15 protein-coding genes and 1 tRNA gene are annotated in these 19,771 nt (G+C 66.2%); 2 read left to right on the forward strand and 14 right to left on the reverse strand.

Translation table 11 applies throughout. The annotated features are described in order from the left end of the window. Window positions 1-17: 17 nt before the first annotated feature. The 6 genes from Q1A36_RS00770 to Q1A36_RS00795 form a co-directional block, all read right to left on the reverse strand. On the reverse strand, window positions 18-6,263 hold the full coding sequence (locus tag Q1A36_RS00770; protein ID WP_299838334.1) for a peroxidase family protein: 6,246 nt from the start codon (window positions 6,261-6,263) through the stop codon (window positions 18-20). A gap of 348 nt (window positions 6,264-6,611) precedes the next feature. Beyond that, the gene (locus tag Q1A36_RS00775) at window positions 6,612-7,016 is read right to left on the reverse strand and encodes an OsmC family protein (RefSeq protein ID WP_299838335.1); all 405 of its coding nucleotides are present in this window, start codon (window positions 7,014-7,016) and stop codon (window positions 6,612-6,614) included. A 59-nt stretch (window positions 7,017-7,075) separates the two neighbouring features. Continuing rightward, window positions 7,076-7,152: transfer RNA gene (locus Q1A36_RS00780), tRNA-Arg, on the reverse strand. A 47-nt stretch (window positions 7,153-7,199) separates the two neighbouring features. Next, window positions 7,200-7,553, reverse strand: a complete 354-nt coding sequence (locus tag Q1A36_RS00785) for an MliC family protein (RefSeq protein ID WP_299838337.1) — start codon at window positions 7,551-7,553, stop codon at window positions 7,200-7,202. An 8-nt stretch (window positions 7,554-7,561) separates the two neighbouring features. Then, window positions 7,562-8,029, reverse strand: coding sequence for a GNAT family N-acetyltransferase (locus tag Q1A36_RS00790; protein ID WP_299838339.1), 468 nt, complete (start codon window positions 8,027-8,029; stop codon window positions 7,562-7,564). Then, a complete protein-coding gene (locus Q1A36_RS00795) occupies window positions 8,017-8,328 on the reverse strand; it encodes an ETC complex I subunit (RefSeq protein ID WP_299838342.1) in 312 nt (103 codons plus the stop codon). The genes Q1A36_RS00790 and Q1A36_RS00795 overlap by 13 nt, the downstream gene beginning before the upstream one ends. Window positions 8,329-8,466: 138 nt before the next feature. Here Q1A36_RS00795 and Q1A36_RS00800 point away from each other — a divergent pair, with 138 nt between their 5' ends. Beyond that, window positions 8,467-8,781, forward strand: coding sequence for an I78 family peptidase inhibitor (locus tag Q1A36_RS00800; RefSeq protein WP_299838344.1), 315 nt, complete (start codon window positions 8,467-8,469; stop codon window positions 8,779-8,781). Window positions 8,782-8,857: 76 nt separating this feature from the next. Then, complete coding sequence (locus Q1A36_RS00805) at window positions 8,858-9,115, forward strand: I78 family peptidase inhibitor (RefSeq protein WP_299838347.1); 258 nt, start codon at window positions 8,858-8,860, stop codon at window positions 9,113-9,115. Window positions 9,116-9,118: 3 nt separating this feature from the next. On the opposite strand, the gene Q1A36_RS00810 is transcribed toward Q1A36_RS00805, so the two are convergent. The 8 genes from Q1A36_RS00810 to Q1A36_RS00845 all read right to left on the reverse strand — a co-directional run bounded on the left by Q1A36_RS00810 (window position 9,119) and on the right by Q1A36_RS00845 (window position 19,764). Then, window positions 9,119-9,607 carry an anthrone oxygenase family protein gene (locus Q1A36_RS00810; protein ID WP_299838350.1) on the reverse strand — a complete coding sequence of 163 codons (489 nt, stop codon included), beginning with the start codon at window positions 9,605-9,607 and terminating at the stop codon, window positions 9,119-9,121. A gap of 83 nt (window positions 9,608-9,690) precedes the next feature. Further along, window positions 9,691-11,877 carry an excinuclease ABC subunit UvrB gene (gene uvrB, locus Q1A36_RS00815; RefSeq protein ID WP_299838353.1) on the reverse strand — a complete coding sequence of 729 codons (2,187 nt, stop codon included), beginning with the start codon at window positions 11,875-11,877 and terminating at the stop codon, window positions 9,691-9,693. A gap of 193 nt (window positions 11,878-12,070) precedes the next feature. Further along, the gene (locus Q1A36_RS00820) at window positions 12,071-13,285 is read right to left on the reverse strand and encodes an FAD-dependent oxidoreductase (protein ID WP_299838356.1); all 1,215 of its coding nucleotides are present in this window, start codon (window positions 13,283-13,285) and stop codon (window positions 12,071-12,073) included. Between the two features lie 226 nt (window positions 13,286-13,511). After that, window positions 13,512-14,135 carry a cob(I)yrinic acid a,c-diamide adenosyltransferase gene (cobO, locus tag Q1A36_RS00825; RefSeq protein ID WP_299838359.1) on the reverse strand — a complete coding sequence of 208 codons (624 nt, stop codon included), beginning with the start codon at window positions 14,133-14,135 and terminating at the stop codon, window positions 13,512-13,514. A gap of 58 nt (window positions 14,136-14,193) precedes the next feature. After that, window positions 14,194-15,084 carry an aldo/keto reductase gene (locus Q1A36_RS00830; protein ID WP_299838362.1) on the reverse strand — a complete coding sequence of 297 codons (891 nt, stop codon included), beginning with the start codon at window positions 15,082-15,084 and terminating at the stop codon, window positions 14,194-14,196. A gap of 20 nt (window positions 15,085-15,104) precedes the next feature. Beyond that, a complete protein-coding gene (locus tag Q1A36_RS00835) occupies window positions 15,105-16,331 on the reverse strand; it encodes an FAD-dependent oxidoreductase (RefSeq protein ID WP_299838364.1) in 1,227 nt (408 codons plus the stop codon). Beyond that, window positions 16,331-17,974 carry a long-chain fatty acid--CoA ligase gene (locus Q1A36_RS00840; protein WP_299838366.1) on the reverse strand — a complete coding sequence of 548 codons (1,644 nt, stop codon included), beginning with the start codon at window positions 17,972-17,974 and terminating at the stop codon, window positions 16,331-16,333. The genes Q1A36_RS00835 and Q1A36_RS00840 overlap by 1 nt, the downstream gene beginning before the upstream one ends. Window positions 17,975-18,339: 365 nt before the next feature. Beyond that, window positions 18,340-19,764, reverse strand: coding sequence for an amidohydrolase (locus tag Q1A36_RS00845; RefSeq protein ID WP_299838370.1), 1,425 nt, complete (start codon window positions 19,762-19,764; stop codon window positions 18,340-18,342). Between the last annotated feature and the right edge of the window lie 7 nt (window positions 19,765-19,771).

Raw genomic sequence — 19,771 nt, forward strand, 5'->3', positions numbered from 1 at the left:
CCGGCCGGGCAGCGGCACTAGAGGTTGAAGTCGCTCTGGGTGAGGGCGTGGGTTCCCTTCAGCGTGATGCTGAATTCCGCGTCCTCGCCGCCGGAGGTGCCGCCGGTGACAATCGTGACAGCGCCCTCCTCTCCCTCCTCGTGAGCGATCATCACCTGGCCGCTACCGGTCAGGGCCCCGTTGACCAGGGTAAAGCTCTGGTCTCCGGCCATGCCCGCCTTGGCGTCGATGCCGCTGAGATCGATCCGGTCGCCCGGCTCGAAGCCCAGGATGACATCCCCGTCCGCCGCCTCGACCGAGGTGAAGCGGAAGATGTCCTTGCCGGCACCGCCATCCATCACGTTCACCGCCTCGCTGGCGGTGATCTTGTCGTCGCCCGAGCCGGTGACGATGTTCTCGACGTTCCACAGGACATCCTGCCCGGAACCGGCGCTGTTGACGCTGCCGCGCCCGGCAAACCCGCTGCCGAGATTGGCGGTGATATTGGCGCTGATCGCGGCCATATCCAGCGTGTCGGTGCCGTCCTCGCCGTAATAGACATCATCTCCGTCATGGGCCGAGGCAATGATCAGGTCGTCGCCGGACCCTGCCAGAACGGTGTCGCTGCCCTTGCCGCCGGTGATCATGTCGCTGCCGTCGCCGCCGAAGACCCGGTCATCGCCGCCGTCGCCATAGAGCATGTCGGCATCCGCGCCGCCGAAGACATCGTCATTGCCCTCGCCAGCCAGGATGATGTCGCGCCCGGCATTCCCGGACAGCATGTCATTGCCCGCGCCGCCGTGAACGATGTCGGCCCCGTCGCCACCGATACGGACATCATCGCCATCCGTTCCGGTCAGGGTCAGATCGGCAGGGGTATCATCGTCCTCCTCGGCTTCGTCATCGGGGGTGTCGCTGTCGTGGTCGTCCCCGTCCTCCTCTGCGGCCGCCGCGGTATAGGTCACCGTGCCGGCGCCCTGCGACATGGTGGTGGTGCCATCGGCATTCTCGGCCAGGCTGACGCCCGCACCTTCCGCGCCGGCGGGCATCTCGATCACGTCCTGCGGGCGCAGGGTGCCGATGATCGTGTCATTGCCGCCGTTCGAGCGGAAGAGGACGCGATGCGCCGATTGCAGGTCCGAGATATCGACCGTGTCATCGCCCTCGCCACCTTCCAGCGTGATGGTGCTGTAGCTGAGGCTGGTGCCGGTGAAGTCGCCATGCGGAACGAAGGTGTCGCCACCGCCCATGCCGCTGATGACGATCTCCTCGATGGCGCTCAGCTGCACCGCGATGGCGCCGAAATTGGTGCCGTTGCGGGTGATGATGATCTCGGCCTCCGGGTCGAGATTCACCTGCTGGTTGCTGTTGCCGGTGCTGAAGCCGATCCATTCGGCGCGGGTCCAGATGTGATAGGTCTCGGCCGTGGCATCGCCGGTCAGCTGCACCGTGTCGGTGCCATCGCCGCCCCTGACCACATCGCGGCCATCGGTGGCGCTCCAGGTGATCAGGTCATCACCTGCCCCGGCCTCGACGGTGTCGGCGCTGACCCCGCCGTTCAGCGTGTCATTGCCCTCGCCGCCCTGCAGAAGGTCGGCGCCGATGCCACCGTCGAGCATATCGTCGCCGGCACCGCCATCCATGACATCGGGCCCGGCGCTGCCGTCGAGCGTGTCATTGCCGTCACCGCCCTGCAGGTCGTCGGCCCCGCCGCCGCCGAGGATCAGGTCATCCCCGGCCTGGCCCGACAGCGTGTCATTGCCGCCGAGACCATCGATGATGTCGGCGCCAATGGTGCCCCCGAAGCTGTTGGGGGTTCCGTTGCCGACATAATGCGCCCCGACCGGGCCGGTCTCGGCGGACATCACCGCCTCGGCATTACCGGCACCATCGACATAGCTGACCGAGACCCTCAGCGGGGTGTTGATCTGGCCGAGGTCGGGGGTGAAGCTTTCCGCCGTGGCGCCCGCAATATCGGTCCAGACGCCCCCGATCATGCTTTGCCATTGCAGCTGCATCGAGCCGGGGGCGATGCCATTGCCGTCGCTGATGCCCGAAAGATCGACCGTCAGCGCCTGCCCCTGCGTGGGCGAGGCATCGCTGATCACCGGCGATCCGACCGGCGGCTGGTTGAAATAGGCCGCCACGTCGATCAACTGGTCGCCGAACTGGATCTGCTCGATATTGTACAGCCGGTCGGTCCCGTCCAGCTGCCGGTTCTGGTTGGTCAGCGGATCGATGACCCCGACCGTCTCGTCCAGGTGCTCGACAGCGATGCTGCCATCGCCGTTCAGGGTCAGGCTGTAATTCTCGAACACGTCCCAATAGCTGGCGGTGTCGCTGCCGCTGTCATCCCAGAGGATCTCGCGGGTGATCGACAACTGCCCGGGATTATAGACCCGCGACAGCATCAGGTTCTCCAGCGTGCGGCCGTCATGCAGCACGGTCCCGGCCAGATCGGTGACGACAGAAGACAGGCCCTCGGCCGTCGCGATCTCGGTGCCGCTGCCATCGCGGATGCTGATCCGCACGTTCAGCCAGGCGTCGCCGTCGATCACGTCATTGCCGCCGCGCCCCTCGATCAGGTCGCTGCCGCCGCCGCCCAGCAGGATATTGCCGCCGTTGAAGATCTCGCGCGTGTCGCCCGAGCCGTCGGCCAGGTATTCGCCGGTCACCATCAGCTCGGGCGTGATGATCTGGGCCAACCCGGCAATGCGGTCGATCCCGGCCTGATCCAGCTCGTTGTGAAGGAAGTTTCCCTCGGGCGTCGGGTCGGCAATCGGCCCGCCGCCTTCTTCAGCCGGATCGGGTGCGGTGCGGTCATCGCCGCGCAGCACGTCGTCATGCACCCAGCCCGACAGCCCCTCGACCTGGCTGAAGCGGTCGCGCAGCACCTCGAGCGGCAGGGTGGCGAAGGCGGGGAAGTTCAGGTCGGCATCGGCGGCGACCGCCTGTCCCTTGTGGATCACCCAGTCATGGCCCCACATGCCGATATTCTTCTGGATGCCCTCGCCCGCGACCATGATGTCATCGCCGGAATCGGCGTCGTAATCGGTATCGCCACTGCCGCCGTTCAGCACGTCATGGCCGATGATGGTCGAGTTGAAGAAGATGTCGCCATTGTCGCCGGCGATATATTCGAACAGCTCCTTGCCCTCGGCCCAGTCATCACCCTCGTTGCCGAACAGCATGTCCGAACCGTTGCCACCCATCAGGAAGTCATTGCCGACCCCGGCGCGGATCTCGGACCCGTCCGGCCCGGTCATCAGCACGTCCGAGCCCGAACCGCCGAAGATCAGCGCAAGCCCGGAACCGCCCTGGATCACATCATTGCCGGCATCGCCATGCAGCATGTCGGTCTCGCCGATGTCGGTGCCGGCATTGGTGATCACGTCGTCGCCGTCATTGCCATGGACCTTGTCGACACCATAGCCGGCCTCGATGTCATCATCGCCGCCGAAACCGCGCACTGCATCGTCGCCGCCACCGGCGATGATCGTGTCATTGCCCTCGGTCCCGGCGATGACGGTGTGATCGAGGCCGTTATACTTGATGAAGTTCGCATCCCGCTCGACCATGTTCGAGATGGCTTCCAGCAGCGGGTTGTCATGAACCGGATCGACATGGCCAAAGCTCGCCTGCTTGGCCGCATCGACATAGAGGACGTGATCGGGGTTCGAGAAGATGTCGCCCGGCAGGGCAAAGCCGGTCTCGCCCAGATCGGTATTGCGCATGACCATCGAGGCCAGCGAATTGTTCTCGAGCTCGGTCAGCAGGTTCAGCCCCTGCGCCCGCGACAGGTAATAGAAGCGGTCGGCATGTTGCAGGTTTTCCATCTGCAGTTCGAAGACGAAGGAGAAGGTCGAGCCCAGCATCCCGCCGAAGGCCATCTTCTTCTCGGCCAGCCCGCCGATCCACAGGTCGACATCGTCGAGCCCGCCCTTGCGGTCGGTATAGTCGCCCCGCGCGTTCAGTAAATCCATCCGGTCGGCCGGTGCCGCGATGGTGCGGCTGCCGCCGGCTTCATAGACGATCTGGTCGGTGCCGAAGACGATGGCCATGGCGGCGGCGCGCTTGCCGGCGACGGTCTCCTCGGCCTCGATCAGCGCATGGTTGCCATAGGCGGCGATGAAGTTGACGATGGATTCGGGGTTCTTCATGTTCAGCGCATAGTCGATCCAGCTGGTATAGGGGTTCAGCTGGGTGTCGCCGTTGGCCATCTCCTTGAACTGCTGCCGCGCCTCGTTCAGCGTCGGCATGCCGGTGTCACGACCGCGCGCGATATTGGTCGCGGCAAGGTCCAGCGGAATGCCCACCAGCTGGTTGCGCAGCACGTTGGTGACAAACTCGTCGATCTCGTTGCCGGTCTGGCCGGTCATGCCGCGCACGATGGCGCCCGCCGCGTCGTGATGGCTGATCGTGTCCGAGCCGAAGGCCAGCGGGTTCAGGAAGGCGTCGAACAGGGTCAGGTTGTTGGTGCTGCCATCGGCATAGGTCTGGTCGACCGTCTCGTTCAGCATGGAATGGCCGAAGCGATAGACGACATGGGCGAACTCGGCAAAGATCGCCGGGTCGAGATTGACATCCGGCTGCACCATGAAGACATCGACATCGGGCTGGATCTTGCGGGCAAACTCCTCGAAGACCAGGTGCTGGTATTCCATCTCGGTGGTGAAACGCGCGGCTTGGAACAGCCGCTCGCCATCCCATGCGCCGGTCTCGTCCTGCCACTGGGCGATGAATTCGGCATCGCCCGAATCGAGGATCACCTGCTTCGCATGATCGACCAGCCTGTTGTGCTCGGCATGGAAGACCGAATGCACGGCGGTCAGGCCGATATTCTCGTTCCCGCGCCCGTCGCCGGTGATGTAATGCGCATCCAGCAACTCGTCGTCATAGGAGGTGTTGTTGCCGCGCGCGTCGAAGCCGCCGGAATAGCCGACCTCGGTGTCGGCGTCTTCCTGCAGCACGCCGCCGACCGCCACCGGGGCGGCGACATGGGCGATGTCGTCAAGGAAGGCGTTGCCGGTGCGCGCGGCCGAAACCGTCTCGCCCTCGGCGATCACATGCCCGCCCATCAGCACGGTGCCGGCGGGCAGTTCGATGGCCGAAGGGTTGACCGGCTCGGCCAGGTTGCCCTCGACATAGATCGGCAGACCATCGACATCGACGGCGGCCAGGATCTGCGGCAACCCGTTCGCGCCGCGGATGAACTCGCCATAGGGATCGGTCAGCAGCACCGGCACATTGCCGACGTCGAGATCGGTCAGCTCGATCCCAAGCATCTCGCGGGCCTGCTCCTTCACATCGCCCCAGGTGGCCATGCCGCGCGCGCCTTCCAGCAGCTTGCCGGTCGAGACCGGGCCATCCGCCCCGACCTCGTACTCGCGCAAGAACACCTGGTGCGAGGGATGCGAGGTGTAGGTCTGGTTCTGGTCAACCCAGGGCGTCGTCACATTGGTCGCCTCGTCGCCCAGGGTGGCGCGGGTCACCGCCATGAAATTCGTATGCGGCGAGGCCGGGTTATACAGCGGGTCATCGGGCTGCAGCGGGATGTAGACCGTGCCATTGCCGCCCTTCTTCACCAGGTCCAGCCCGTGGTCGAAGAACTGCCCGAACAGGGTGAACCAGGCATTGTACGAGGCCGAAAGCCCCTCGTCCGGCGAGACATTGGGCAGCATCACCGTCGGCCCGTCCATCTCGACCCCGCGTTCCTCGAGCAAGCCGTCCAGCTGCGCCTGCGCGATGGCGCGCGCCGGGGTACCCGGGGCCGTGCCCTTGACCAGCGTGTGCGACATCGAGATCTCGTCGACGGCGGCAGGAATATCCGCCTCCGCCATCCCGGCATGGCGCAGCGCCGCGGCGATGGCGGCGGGATTTTCCAGCGTCTGGTCGACGATCAGGTTCGAGATGGTCCGGGGATCGGCATCAACGACGGTGCCGGGCTGAAAGCCCGGGCTGGTCGGCGCGCCTGGGGTATAGTCGTTGTTGTTCAGCACCACGGTCATGGGACCCGCGCCGAAGGTCATGGAATCATCGGCCTCGTTGCGCCAGGTCTGGTCGGTCAGCTGGGTGAAGCTTTCATGCGACGCGCCCCAGTTTTCGCGGCCCGGAACAATGTTGTTGAAGCTGCCATCGACGGTCCTGAGGCCATGCGGCAGAAGCGGGCTGTCCACCAGGTCGGTCAGGTCGGCACCCGCCGCATGGGCCTCGGCCAGCAGGATCTGGTCAAGGATGAACCCGAGGTCATGTTTCGTCAGCGTCACCATGGTCAAACACTCCAATCATCGGCCGCCCGGACCCGGGGGGTGCGCATGGGCAGGGTTAGCGTTGCGTTCTGATTGGGTTCAGTCTGGGCGCGGGAGGGTCCGCCGGGAACCTGACAAGGTCCGGTGTTGGCTCGGCCGCAGGTCCAAGGTCCGCTTGCCCGAAAGGCCGACGCGGATCAGACCAAGGTCCGATCGCGGAAACCGGATCAATGGGGTCGGATGCATCTTGAAGGCGGGCTATTTGCCCTGTCCCCCGCGCAACGGGAGAAGCGATCCGGCGGAATGACCGCCGCTCCGCTGGGGATGGGCCGGACGGCGTTCCCGACGACCTGTTCGCGTCTGGATGCGCAGCCTCACGGCTGTCTACATCGCGGCAAGCCCGGCCGAGATCGTCACCGGACCCAGGCTGTTGCTGATCGTGCAGATCGCCTTGGCATCGGCGACGAGATCCCCCCCACCCGGCTGGTCCATCGGCCAACCCTCGACGGCATAGCGGATGCTGCCCAGCCTGCCCGGCAGATCGAGGGCGCGTTCCCCGATCACGGTGATGGTGAAGGCCCCGGGCGTCAGCCCCTTGCCGCGGGCGACGATGCGCAGGGATTCGAGAAGGCAATGCCCGAGCGAGGCGAGCAGCGTGACCACCGGCGTCGAATGCGGCGGATGGGCATGGCGCTCGCCCGTCTCGCCCTCGGCAAAACTCACGCCGCCCTCGCCGTCGAAATGGACGTGAACCGGGCCATAGGTCTTGGGTTTGAATTTCAGGGCCATCTCGGAACTCTCCTGCGGTCAGGGTGATCGCAAGAGAGATTATTCCGCAGCAACCCGATTGGCGATCCCGGAAGGGCTCGAACCCTCAACCTGCCGATTAGAAGTCGGCCGCTCTATCCAGTTGAGCTACGGGACCGCGTGGCGGCTTTCTGCGTGATCAGGCGTCCGGGTGCAAGCGCTGCCTCACTTGGCGGCGGTGCAATCCCCGGCCACGGGCGCATCCGCATCCTCGGGCCCTTTGGTGATCATGGCGTCGTCGCCCTTGGTCCAGATCTGATAGCCCGGTGCCGGCATGTCGCTGCGATAGCGCGCCCCCGAAGCCGAGATGACCAGCGGCAGGACCATCAGCTTGCCCTCGATGACGGTCGTCGCGTAGCCGGTATCGGAGTCGGGCGGATTGACGAAGATCACCGGCACGGTCACGTCACCGGCGCAGCGATAGGTGACCGGCACCTGTTCCGGCGTCTGGCCCTGCGGGGTCATGGCGCAGGCGGGCGTGGCAAGGGCCAGAAGCCCGGCGACAAAGCGTAGATACATGGTTTAACTCACAATTCCCGCGTCATGAAGACGCTGTTGGGGTCAGGGCGATAGCTGCCGAAGGGCGGGCATTCGGCAAAGCCGGCACGGGCATAGAGGCCACGGGCCGAGGCGAAACTGTCCTGCGATCCGGTCTCGAGCGACAGGCGGGCGAGACCGTCCGCGCGGGCTGCCGTCAGCATGTGGTCCAGAAGCCGGCGCGACAGGCCCCGGCCCCGCGCCTCGCGCAGGACATGCATGGATTTCACCTCGCCATGGCCCGGCGCGATGGTTTTCACCGCCCCCATGGCCAACGGACCAGTGGCGTCGCGCAGCACGTAGAAGGCGATCTCGGGCCGGTCCAGATCGGCGCGCGGCATCATGTGGATCGATTCGGGCGGCGTGTCGCCATGCACCATCTCGATGGTGTGGCGTTCGAACAGCAGCGCGAGATCAGCCGCCAGCGGGCTGTCGCGCGTGATCGTCAATGCGTCCATGGCGAACGGCGGTCGGTGGCGAAATTCTCGCCATAACCGCGCGGACGGACATTGGCGGCGCGGCTGTGCGGATCGACGACCGTCACCTCGATCTTGTTGGCGCGGGCATATTCCTCGGCCTGCTTACGCGTCTCGAAGCGCAGGCGGACCTGGCTTTGGGTGTCGTCGCTGCTGGTCCAGCCCATCAGCGGGTCGATCTCGCGCGCGTCGGCGGGCGGGAATTCCAGCACCCAGCCCTGGGTCCGGGCAAGGCCCGACTGCATGGCGTTGCGGGCAGGCTGGTAGATGCGGGCGCGCATGGGCTGGTTCCTTCCAGAGCGGTCTTGCCGTCTTATCGCCAATGCACGCGCCCGGATCAAGGGCCGGAACGTCGCAGGGCCGGGAACAATGCCGGGCATTTTCGCGTTCCGACTGCACAAGATTTCAGGGAGAGAAGCATGAACATCCTCAAGCCCCTTGGCCTTGCCGTCCTGCCGCTTGCATTGGCCGCCTGCGCCCCGCCGCCGACCCAGGTGATCGTCCCGATCATCGAGGAGACCCCGGCGACCGAGGCCGACGCCCCCGGCGATACCTGCGGCGCGACCACCTACCAGCAATATGTGGGCCAGCAATCGCCGCAGATCAGCCTGCCCGCCGGCACCGTCATCCGCCATTACCGGACCGGCGATCCGATCACGATGGATCACGCCTCGGGCCGGATCAACTTCGAATATGACCGGACCGGCAAACTGGTGAAGGTCGCCTGTGGCTGACCCCACGCAGCGGTGATTTCGGGATCGCGGGCCGGTCTGGCAGACTGCCCGCGCATCCACCCTGACCGGAGGCCTCATGACCCGCCTTCTCCTGATCGGCCTTGGCCCTCTGGCGCTGGCCGCCTGTGATCCCGCCGCGCCCGCCGGGCCGCTCGACTGTGATGACAGCTATCAATCACTGATTGGCCAGAATATCGGCGCTGTCACCCTGCCCGCCGGTCTGTCGCACCGGATCATCTCGCCCGGCATGGCAGTGACCGAGGATTACAACCCCGACCGGCTGAACGTCTATGTCGACGACAAGGGCTGGATCGCCAGGACCGAGTGCTGGTGAGCCTCAGCGCCCACCATCCCGCCCCAGCCGCCAGGTGCCCCAGCCGGCCAGCAACAGCGCGAGACCCGAGGCCACGGTGCGGATCTGGTTCCAGAGCTGCCAGCGCGGCGAATAGCCGGCCCAGATCGCGGCGGCTTCGGCCCGGTCCTCGGGGATTATAACCTGCGCCAAGGCCTCGTTCATCGGCACATTGACGGCGAGCGTCAGGATCAGCCCGCCGAGGGTATAAACCACTGCCGCCGCCGCAAAGGCCAGCGCCGCCGCGCCCGAGGCCCTGCGGTTAGCCAGCGCCGTGACCAAGAGCACCAGCGGCGTACCGAAGAAGGCGGGGGCGAAGACCGCATTCCTGACCGAGGCATTCATCGCCTGCATGGCGGCAATGGCGACCCGAGGATCGACCGCGTCCAGCCCCCACATGGTGGATGACACCCAGGCATAGAAGAAACCGAAGATCGCGCCCGAAAACAGCAGCGACAGCAGTGCGAAGACCATCGCGCCCCCCTGACCGTGACAACACCCGCCCGTTCTGGACGATTGGGCGGCGCTTGCCAACCGCTCAGGGCGGACCGCTTTGTTCAGCCGCGCCGTTTCGACCGCTTGTTGCCGCCGCGCTGGCCCGCCCGGCCTGCGGTGGACCGGCCCGAGGACTTCACCGCCTCTTCCGCCGCCGCCTCGATCGCCGATTGCCGCGCCAGCGGGTCGTCGGCGATGGCCAGATCGACGGCTTCCAGCCGCTTCACCTCGTCGCGCAATCGCGCCGCATCTTCAAACTCGAGGTTCTCGGCGGCCCTGCGCATCTGCGCCCTGAGCGCCTCGAGATGCGCCTGCAGGTTCGAGCCGACCATCGGCTTGTCGATCTTCGCGGTGATCCGCGACTGGTCGGTATCGCCCTGCCACAGACCGGCCAGAACATCCTCGACATTCTTGCGCACGGTCTGCGGGGTGATACCATGCTCGACATTATAGGCGTGCTGCTTGGCCCGCCGCCGATCCGTCTCGGCAATTGCCCGCTCCATGCTGCCGGTCATCTTGTCGGCATAGAGGATCACCCGGCCATCGGCGTTGCGTGCCGCCCGGCCGATGGTCTGGATCAGCGAGGTTTCCGAGCGCAGGAAGCCCTCCTTGTCGGCGTCCAGAATGGCAACGAGGCCACATTCAGGAATATCAAGACCTTCGCGCAACAGGTTGATGCCGACCAGCACATCGAAGGCGCCAAGGCGCAGGTCGCGCAGGATCTCGATGCGTTCGATGGTGTCGATGTCACTGTGCATGTAGCGGACCTTGATGCCCTGCTCGTGCAGGTATTCGGTCAGGTCCTCGGCCATGCGCTTGGTCAGCGTCGTGACCAGCGTGCGCATCCCCGCAGCCGTCACCTTGCGCACCTCGTCCAGAAGGTCATCGACCTGCATCTCGACCGGGCGGATCTCAACCACCGGATCCAGAAGGCCGGTCGGACGGATCACCTGTTCGGTGAAGACGCCGCCGGTCTGGTCCATCTCCCATTGCGCGGGCGTGGCCGAGACAAAGATCGACTGCGACCGCATCGCGTCCCATTCCTCGAATTTCAGTGGCCGGTTGTCCATGCAACTGGGCAGGCGGAAGCCATGTTCCGCCAAGGTGAACTTGCGCCGGAAGTCGCCCCGATACATGCCACCGATCTGCGGCACGCTCACATGGGATTCATCGGCGAAGACAATGGCATTGTCGGGGATGAACTCGAACAGCGTGGGGGGCGGCTCGCCCGGCAGGCGGCCAGTCAGGTAACGCGAATAGTTCTCGATGCCATTGCAGACCCCCGTGGCTTCCAGCATCTCGAGGTCGAAATTCGTCCGCTGCTCCAGCCGCTGTGCTTCCAGCAGCTTGCCCTCGTCGGTCAGCTGCTTCAGCCGCTCGATCAACTCCTTGCGGATGCCCTTGATCGCCTGCTGCATGGTCGGGCGCGGGGTAACGTAATGGCTGTTCGCATAGATGCGGATCTGCTTGAAACTGTCGGTCTTCTGGCCGGTCAGCGGGTCAAACTCGGTGATCGCCTCCAGCTCGTTGCCGAAGAAATCGAAGCGCCAGGCCCGGTCCTCGAGGTGCGCCGGCCAAACCTCGACCAGGTCGCCGCGCACCCGGAAGCCGCCGCGCTGGAAGCTGGCATCGAGCCGGCGGTATTGCTGCGCCACCAACTGCCCCAGAAACTCGCGCTGGTCATAGGAATTGCCCACGATCATGTCCTGGGTCATGGCCGAATAGGTCTCGACCGATCCGATGCCATAGATGCAGCTGACCGAGGCGACGATGATCACGTCATCGCGTTCCAGCAGCGCCCGCGTGGCCGAGTGGCGCATCCGGTCGATGGCCTCGTTGATCTGGGATTCCTTCTCGATATAGGTATCCGACCGCGCCACATAGGCCTCGGGCTGGTAGTAATCGTAGTAGCTGACGAAATACTCGACCGCGTTATCGGGGAAGAACCCCTTGAATTCGCCATACAATTGTGCGGCGAGCGTCTTGTTCGGGGCAAGGATGATGGCCGGTCGCTGGGTCTCTTCGATGACCTTGGCCATGGTATAGGTCTTGCCGGTGCCGGTCGCGCCCAGAAGCACCTGGTCGCGCTCGCCGTCACGCACGCCCTGCGACAGCTCGGCAATGGCCGTAGGCTGGTCGCCGGCGGGCAGGAATTCGCTGGACATGACAAAGCGCCGCCCGCCCTCGAGCTTGGGACGGCTGACTTCGGGAAAGCGCGCGACGGGGGCGTTGGTGTTGTTGTGGGCCATGCGGCTCAAGGTGGGCGTGAGGGGCGGAAAGTCAAGCCGGGCTGCTGACAGGAGGTGTCAGGAGGCGGCAGAGGGCGAGCGCCGCTTGGCCCGTGCGACCAGCACGGGCCGGGCGCGGCCCTCAGTCCTGCAGGACGCGGCGGATGGAAGGTGCGCTGAAGCGCACCCTACAGGCGCACCCTGCGCGCGCCCCTTACCGCTTCAACCGCATCGGCTGCAGTTCGGCCCAGCCCTGCCCGCCATCCATCTCGTCAGCGAGGATCTCGGCAGTGACGGGGCCCAAGGTAAAGCCCTGGTGGCCATGGCCGAAATGCGCCCAGAGGTTTTCATGGTCGGGCACGCGACCCACCACCGGCAGCATGTCGGGCATGCAGGGGCGGCGGCCGGTCCAGGGTTCGGCCTCGACCGGGGCGCCGATATGGAACAGCTCCTGCGCGGCCTTCTCGCCATGCTTCAGCTGCGGCGGCGACAGGCGCGGATGCGGCGTCAATTCGGCGGCGGTGGCGATCCGCAGGCCGCGGCGCATGGGCGACAGCACCACCGAATTGCCGAAATCGGCGATCGGGTGATTGGGCGGCGTCTCCATGTGGTAATGCTTGTGATAGCCGCGCTTGTAGACCATCGGCACCTTCAGCGCATAGCGCGCGAGCAGCATCGGCGACCACGGCCCCAGCGCGATGACGGCATGTTCGCCCTCGGCCTCGTCGGCCTTCCAGCCCTTGCCGGCGCGGTGCAGGTCGCCCGCATCGCCGACCACGACCCGGCCGCCACGCTTCTGGAACAGCGCCGCATAGGCCGCCACCAGACCGCCGGGATCGGCGCAGTTCCAGCTGTCTGACCAATGGGTTGCACCCTCAACCTCGATCTTGATCGAAGGCTCCAGCCGGGCCAGCTGCTTGCCATCCATAAGCGTCGCCTCGACCCCGAACTCGGTCAGGAAGCGCTCTGCCACCTTGCGGGCCTTGTCCATCTTCGCGGGGGTGCGGTGGATCTCGATATAGCCGTCGCGGCGGATGATATTGTCGGCCCCGGCAGCGGCGATCAGCGGGCCGTGACGCTCGGTCGATTGCCGGATCAGCTTGCCCCAGGTCTGCGAGGCGCGCTTATGCGCCGCCGGCAGCGAGTTCCGGGCATAGGTCAGCACCGCCTGCGCCTGCGACAGGAGGCCCGAGACGTTCCATTTCACGTCATAGCCCCGGCCCATGGCGATCTGCAGCAGCGCGCCCGGCGCCAGCGGCATGGCATAGGGCTCGACCGCCTCGGTCTGGATCAGCCCGGCATTGCCATAACTGGTCTCGCGGCCCGGCGCGGTGCGGTCGATCATGACCACCTCATGCCCGCGCGCCTGCAAGGCCAGCGCCGTGCTGACCCCCACCATCCCCGCACCCAGAACCAGAATCTCGGCCATCACCGCCTCCACACAGCATGTCCGCGAGCAGATGCGCATTCCTCTGCGATCTGGCAAGGATTATCGCACCTTCTGCGGAGTCCTTTCAAAAATTCGCAAGATCCTTCTGCGCTGCAGAAATTCTGTCGAAGAAGGTTCGACAAAATGGGGCCGTCACCCCACCCCTGCACGCAGGCAAAGGGGGCTGACGGCCCGGGCTGATTCTCGTTTCGGGCCGGACGGCGGTTCAGAACTCGACGCCGGCCTGCGCGATGATGCCCTGCGACTTGAACGGATGCTTCACCTCGGTCATCTCGGTGACGAGATCGGCGGCCTCGATCAACTCTTCCTTGGCATTGCGGCCGGTCAGGATCACATGGGTCATCGGCGGCTTCTCGGTCATGAGGAACTCGACCACCGCATCGACATCGAGATAGTCATAGCGCAGCGCGATGTTGATCTCGTCGAGCAGAACCAGCCGCATCGCCGGATCGCGGATCAGCTCTTTCGCCTTCTCCCATGCGGCACTGGCGGCGGCGATGTCGCGCTGGCGGTCCTGGGTGTCCCAGGTAAAGCCCTCGCCCATGACATGGATCTGGCATTCCTTGGCAAAGTGATCGCGCAGCACCCGCGCCTCGCCGGTCTCCCATCCGCCCTTGATGAACTGCACCACGGCGCAGGGCATCCCGTGGCCGATGGCGCGCAGGATCATGCCGAAGCCCGAGGAGGACTTGCCCTTGCCCTTGCCGGTATGGACGATGATCAGGCCCTTCTCGCCGCCGGTCTTGCCGGCCATGATCTTCTGCCGCGCGGCCTGAATGCGCTTCTTCTTCTCGCTGTGGCGAATGTCCTCGTCGCTGGCGTCTGTCATGTCCCTGCCCTTGGTTGATGGCGGGACAGTGGCACAGCGGCGCGCGCGGCGAAACCCGTCAGGGCACGTCCCGGCCAAGCGCCGCCTGATAGAGCGCGAACCAGTCCTGCCGGTCCATCCGCACCGACAGCGCCTGATGGGCCTGGGCGATGCGATCAAGGTTGTTGGTGCCCACCACCGGCATGATCCGCGCCGGATGGGCCAGAAGCCAGGCGAGGGCCACGGCCCCCATGTCGGTGCCCTCGCGCTCGGCCAGGTCCTTCAGCATCGTGGTCAGTTCCGGCCGGACCGAGGCAAACAGGCTGCCACCGCCAAGCGGCGACCAGGCCATGACCGGGATGCGGCGCTCCATCAGGAAGGCCAGATCGCCATCCTCGAAGGGTTCATGCGCCAGAAGGCTCAGCTCGATCTGGTTCGTGGACAGCGGCTCGGTCATCCGGCTTTGCAGCAGCTTCACGTCCCAGGGCCGGAAGTTCGAGACGCCGACGGCGCGGGTCTTGCCCTCGGCCACCAGCTGGTCCAGCACCGCGCCGGTCGCATCGGCATCCATCATCGGGTCGGGGCGGTGGATCAGCAGCAGATCCACCTGCTCGACCGCCAGATCGCGCAGGCTCTGGTCCAGCGAGGCGCGGATATAGGCGGGGCTGGTGTCGTAATGCTTGACCCGCGCGCGGTTGCGGCCCGGCGGCACGATGCCGCATTTGGTGACAAGTTCGATCCGCTGGCGCAGCTCGGGCGCCGCCCGCAGCGCCGCGCCCAGCAGCGTCTGGCCGGTGCCGCCGCCATAGATATCGGCATGGTCCATGGTGGTGATGCCCTGCACCAGGCAGGCCTCGATCTTCTTCTGCACCAGCGCAGGCGAGGTGTCGGCGTCATCGCCAAGCCGCCACATGCCATAGACGATGCGGCTGAGGCTGACGCCGCCTCCGGGCAGGTCGATCCGTTCCATGATTGCGTCCTCTGGCTGGGTCAGGTCAGGCGCGCGGGGGCGAGTTCCGGAAAGCCCGTCCCGCCCGCCATCGCATCGGCCAGAAGAACGCCGCTGATGGCCGCCAGAGTCAAGCCGTGATGACCATGCCCGAAATTCGCCCAGAGGCCCGGCTGACCCGGCACCGCGCCGATGACCGGCAGCATGTCGGGCATACAGGGCCGCCGGCCGGTCCAGGCCCGCGGCTCCACCGGGTCCAGCGGTCCCAGCAATTCGGCGGCAGCACCCTCGCCCCGGCGCAATTGTCGCGGGTTGGGGCTGGGTTGGGCGGCCAGATCGGCAGCGGTGCAGATGCGCAGGCCCGCTTGCATCGGCGCATAGACCACGCCCTGTTCCAGATCGGCGAGGGTGTGGCGCGGGGTCGTGGCCGGGCGGTAGTGGCGGTGATAGCCGCGCTTCAGAAGCATCGGCACCCGCAAGCCGAAACGCCCGGCCAGGGCCGGCGACCACGGGCCAAGGGCAATGACCGCAGCCCTTGCATCGACCCTGCCGCCATCGGCCAACGCTAGCCGCCAGCCGCTGCCGGCCCGGTGCAGACCCATCGCATCGCCCCGCAGGATGCGCCCGCCGCGACGGGCGAAAAGATCGGCATAGCGCGCGGTCAGCGCCGCCGGGTCGCTGACCGTCCAGCAATCGCGCCAATGCAGCGCGCCGGGCAGGTCGCGCCGGATGGCCGGCTCGGTCGCGCGCAACCCCGCCGCGTCCAGCACCTGCACCGCCACGCCATGATCCTCGGCAAAGCGCCGCGCCATCGCCCGGCCCTCGTCCAGCCCCTGGTTGCTGCGGAAGAGTTCCAGGTAGCCGTCGCGGCGGATCAGATCGTCTGCGCCAGCGGCCGCGATCAGCGGAGCGTGGCTGGTGCAGGCCTCGGGGATCAGCCGGCGATAGGCGGCGATGGCGCGGGCATGGGCAAGCGGGCGCGAATGGCGGGCATAGCGCAGCAAGGCCTCGCCCTGCCCCATCAGCGCAGCCGGGGTCCAGCGCACATCATTGCTGCGCCCGCGGGCGATCTGCCATAGCGCGCGCGGTGCTAAGGGCATGGCATAGGGCTCGATGGCCTCGCACTGGATGATGCCGGCATTGCCGAAGCTGGTTTCCTGCCCCGGCGCCGCGCGGTCGATCAGGGTGACGGCATGGCCCTGCTGCTGCAAGGCCAGCGCCGCCGAGACGCCGACAATCCCGGCGCCGAGAACCAGCGTCTCCGACATCATCCCTGGCGCAGATCCGGGTGGATGTAATCGGCCAGCGACTCGCGCAGGTTCAGCTTGCTGATCTTGCCGGTGGCGGTCATCGGCAATTGCTCGACGAAGACGATGTCATCGGGCAATTGCCAGCGCGCCATCGAGCCGAGCATCAGTGTCTGGATCTCCTCGAGCGTCGGCCGGTCATCGGCGGATTTCGGCACCACCACCAAGAGCGGCCGCTCGTCCCATTTCGGATGGGGCACGGCGACGACCGCCGCCTGCGCCACCTTGGGATGGGCGGTGGCGATGTTTTCCAGATCGATCGAACTGATCCATTCGCCGCCCGACTTGATCAGGTCCTTCGACCGGTCATGCAGCTGCAGGTAGCCATCGGCGCGGATCGAGGCGACATCGCCGGTGGCGAACCAGCCCTCGGCATCCATCACCTTGGCGGTGGCGGCGTCGTTTTCGTAATAGCCCGAGGTGATGTTGTTGCCGCGCACATACAATTCGCCCTTGGCCTTGCCGTCATGGGGCTGGCGCTTGCCGTCATCGCCGACGATCTTCATCTCGACGCCATAGGCGCGGCGGCCTTGGGTCGATTTCAGCGCCATGCGCTCGTCAAAGGGCAGGCCCTCGATCTGCCAGGCCAGCGCGCCATGGCTGCCGATCGGGCTCATCTCGGTCATGCCCCAGGCATGGTTGACGCTGACCCCGCTCTGCTCGAAGCGCTCGATCAGCGAGCGCGGGGCGGCGCTGCCGCCGACGACGATCTGGCGCAGCGCGGCGGGCTTGCGACCATGGCGGTCGATGGCGCCCTGCAGCCCCTGCCAGATGGTCGGAACGCCCCAGGCGCTGGTGACACCCTCCTCCTCCATCAGCGTCCACAGGCTCTCGCCATCGAGATTCGGCCCGGGAAAGACCAGATCGGCCCCGACCATCGGCGCCAGATAGGGCAGGCCCCAGGCGTTCACATGAAACAGCGGCACCACCGGCAGGATCCGGGCATCACGCCCCATATCGGTCAGAAAGCCGCTGGCCGCGATCTGAAGCGTGTGCAGCACGCTCGAGCGGTGGGAATAAAGCACGCCCTTGGGATCGCCGGTCGTGCCCGAGGTATAGCAGAGGCCCGCCGCCGTATTCTCGTCGAACTCGGGCCAGTCGCGCGTGGTCGGGCGCCCCTCCAGCAGGTCCTCATAGCAGAGCGCGTTCAGCGTGTTCTCGGGCATATGCGCGGCATCGGTCATGAAGACGTGGCGCATGTCGGCGGGGAAAATGTCCTTCAGCTTTTCCAAAAGCGGCACGAAGGTCAGGTCCGAGAACAGCAGCATGTCGCCCGCGTGATTGGTGATATAGCCCAGCTGCTCGGCCGAGAGGCGCGGGTTGATGGTGTGGCAGATCGCGCCGATATTCGAGATGGCGTAATAGAGTTCCATATGGCGATAGCCGTTCCAGGCCAGCGTCGCCACCCGGTCGCCGGGCTTCACACCCAGTTCCTCGAGCGCCAGCGACAGCTGCACCACCCGCGCGCGCATGGTCGGATAATCGGTGCGATGAATGTCGCCCTCGACCCGGCGCGAGACGATGGTGGCATGGCCATGAACCTCGGCGGCATAGTCCAGGATGCCGCTGATCAGCAGCGGCCGGTGCATCATCATACCCTTCATCACGTTCCTCCTCGTGGTCATGCGGATGTGGCGGCAGCCTGTTGGTCCATCCGAGTCGGATCAACCGCAGGTCGTCCCCTGGACGCAGGGTAACTGAGCGCGAACGTCGGGTCATCTCCTGTCATGGGGTCAGAGGGATGGCGGCAAATGCGCCAGATTCGCGGCAGAGGGCGGGCGCCTGTCCGTGGGCCGGCGCAGCATCGGTTCGCCGGCACGCTTTATGGTGCCAAGGCCCTCGCTTCCCTGAACTCGGGACCAACGTCACCAAAGCGCCGGCCCGCCGGGACGGGCAGGCGCTCGCCCGGCGGCACCGCGTGCCTTGTCCCGGGCGGGGTCTGCCGATCAACCGGTGGCGCAACCCTCGCTCACCCCAGCGGGCGCGGCACCAAGGGCGGCTCTACATCCTCGGGCAGCGGGTTCCGGTAGGGGGTCTTCCTCAGCCGCCCGGCATGTTCAGCCTGCGCCTCGGCCAGCAGCGCCGGGTCCTCGATCAGCATCTGCGCGCAGCGGGCCATCACCTTGGCGGCATGGGTCATGCCCTTATGCGCGGCAGGGGACTTGCCCTGCGCGGTGATCTGCCAGCTATGCGCGGGCGTGCCGATGGCATGGGTGGCGACCAGCACTTCGGACAGCGGCACCACCCAGCTCACGTCCGACACATCGGTCGAGCCGATCAGCACCTCGCCACCGGGCCGCAGCGGCACGATGTAATCGCACAGCGGCTCGTCGCCGCGCGGCTCCATCGCCACGCCGCGATAGGGCGCGGCCAGATCGGCCTCGGTCAGCGTCGCCTGGATGGCGCGGGCATAGATGCGGTCGGCTTCGTCAAAGGGAACGCCGCCCAGTTCCTCCAGCGCCCGCTGCATGGCGCCGTCCATCACCTTGTTCTCCAGCGTGCTCGAGACCGCCGAGAAGATCTGGAAACTCATCTCGGTGCCGGTCATCAGCGCCGCGCCACGGGCCACGTCCTTCACCCGCTCGACCAGCGCCAGCATTTCCGCCGAATGCAGCGCCCGGATGGAATAGCGCACCTTGGCGCGGGACTGCACCACGTTCGGGGCCGAGCCACCGGCATCGAGATAGGCGTAATGGATGCGCGCATCCTGCACCATGTGCTCGCGCAGGTAGTTGACACCGACCGAAGTCAGTTCGACCGCGTCCAGCGCCGAGCGGCCCAGATGCGGGTTCATCGCCGCATGGCTCGAACGGCCCTGGAAGGTGAAATCGATGCGGGTATTGGCGAGGCTGAGCGGATCATCCACCCGGGTCATGCCATCGGGATGCCAGGTCACGGCGGCATCGACATCGGCGAAGGCGCCGTCGCGGACCATGAAGGTCTTGGCCGCCCCGCCCTCTTCCGCCGGGCAACCGTAATAGCGCACCCGGCCGGGCGTGCCAGTTTCCGCCAGCCAGTCCTTCAGCGCGGTGGCGGCCAGCAGTGCGGCAGAGCCCAGCAAGTTATGCCCGCAGCCATGACCATTGCCGTTCGGCATGACCTCGCGCGGCTCGGCAATGCCCGCCACCTGCGACAGTCCCGGCAGCGCGTCATATTCGCCAAGGATCGCGATGATCGGCCCGCCCTCGCCCGCCTCGCCCATGACCGCAGTGGGAATGCCGGCGACATTTTCGGTCACGCGAAAGCCCTTGGCCTTCAGCATCTCGGCATGGGCCTCGCACGAGGCATATTCACCGTAAAGCAGTTCGGGCGTCGACCAGACCTGATCGGCCAACCCGGTCAGGTCATCGCGGTGGGTCTCGACATGGGCCCAGATCGGTGGGGTGTTCAGCATCGTGGCA

Source organism: uncultured Paracoccus sp. (genome assembly GCF_947487305.1).
Lineage (GTDB): Bacteria > Pseudomonadota > Alphaproteobacteria > Rhodobacterales > Rhodobacteraceae > Paracoccus.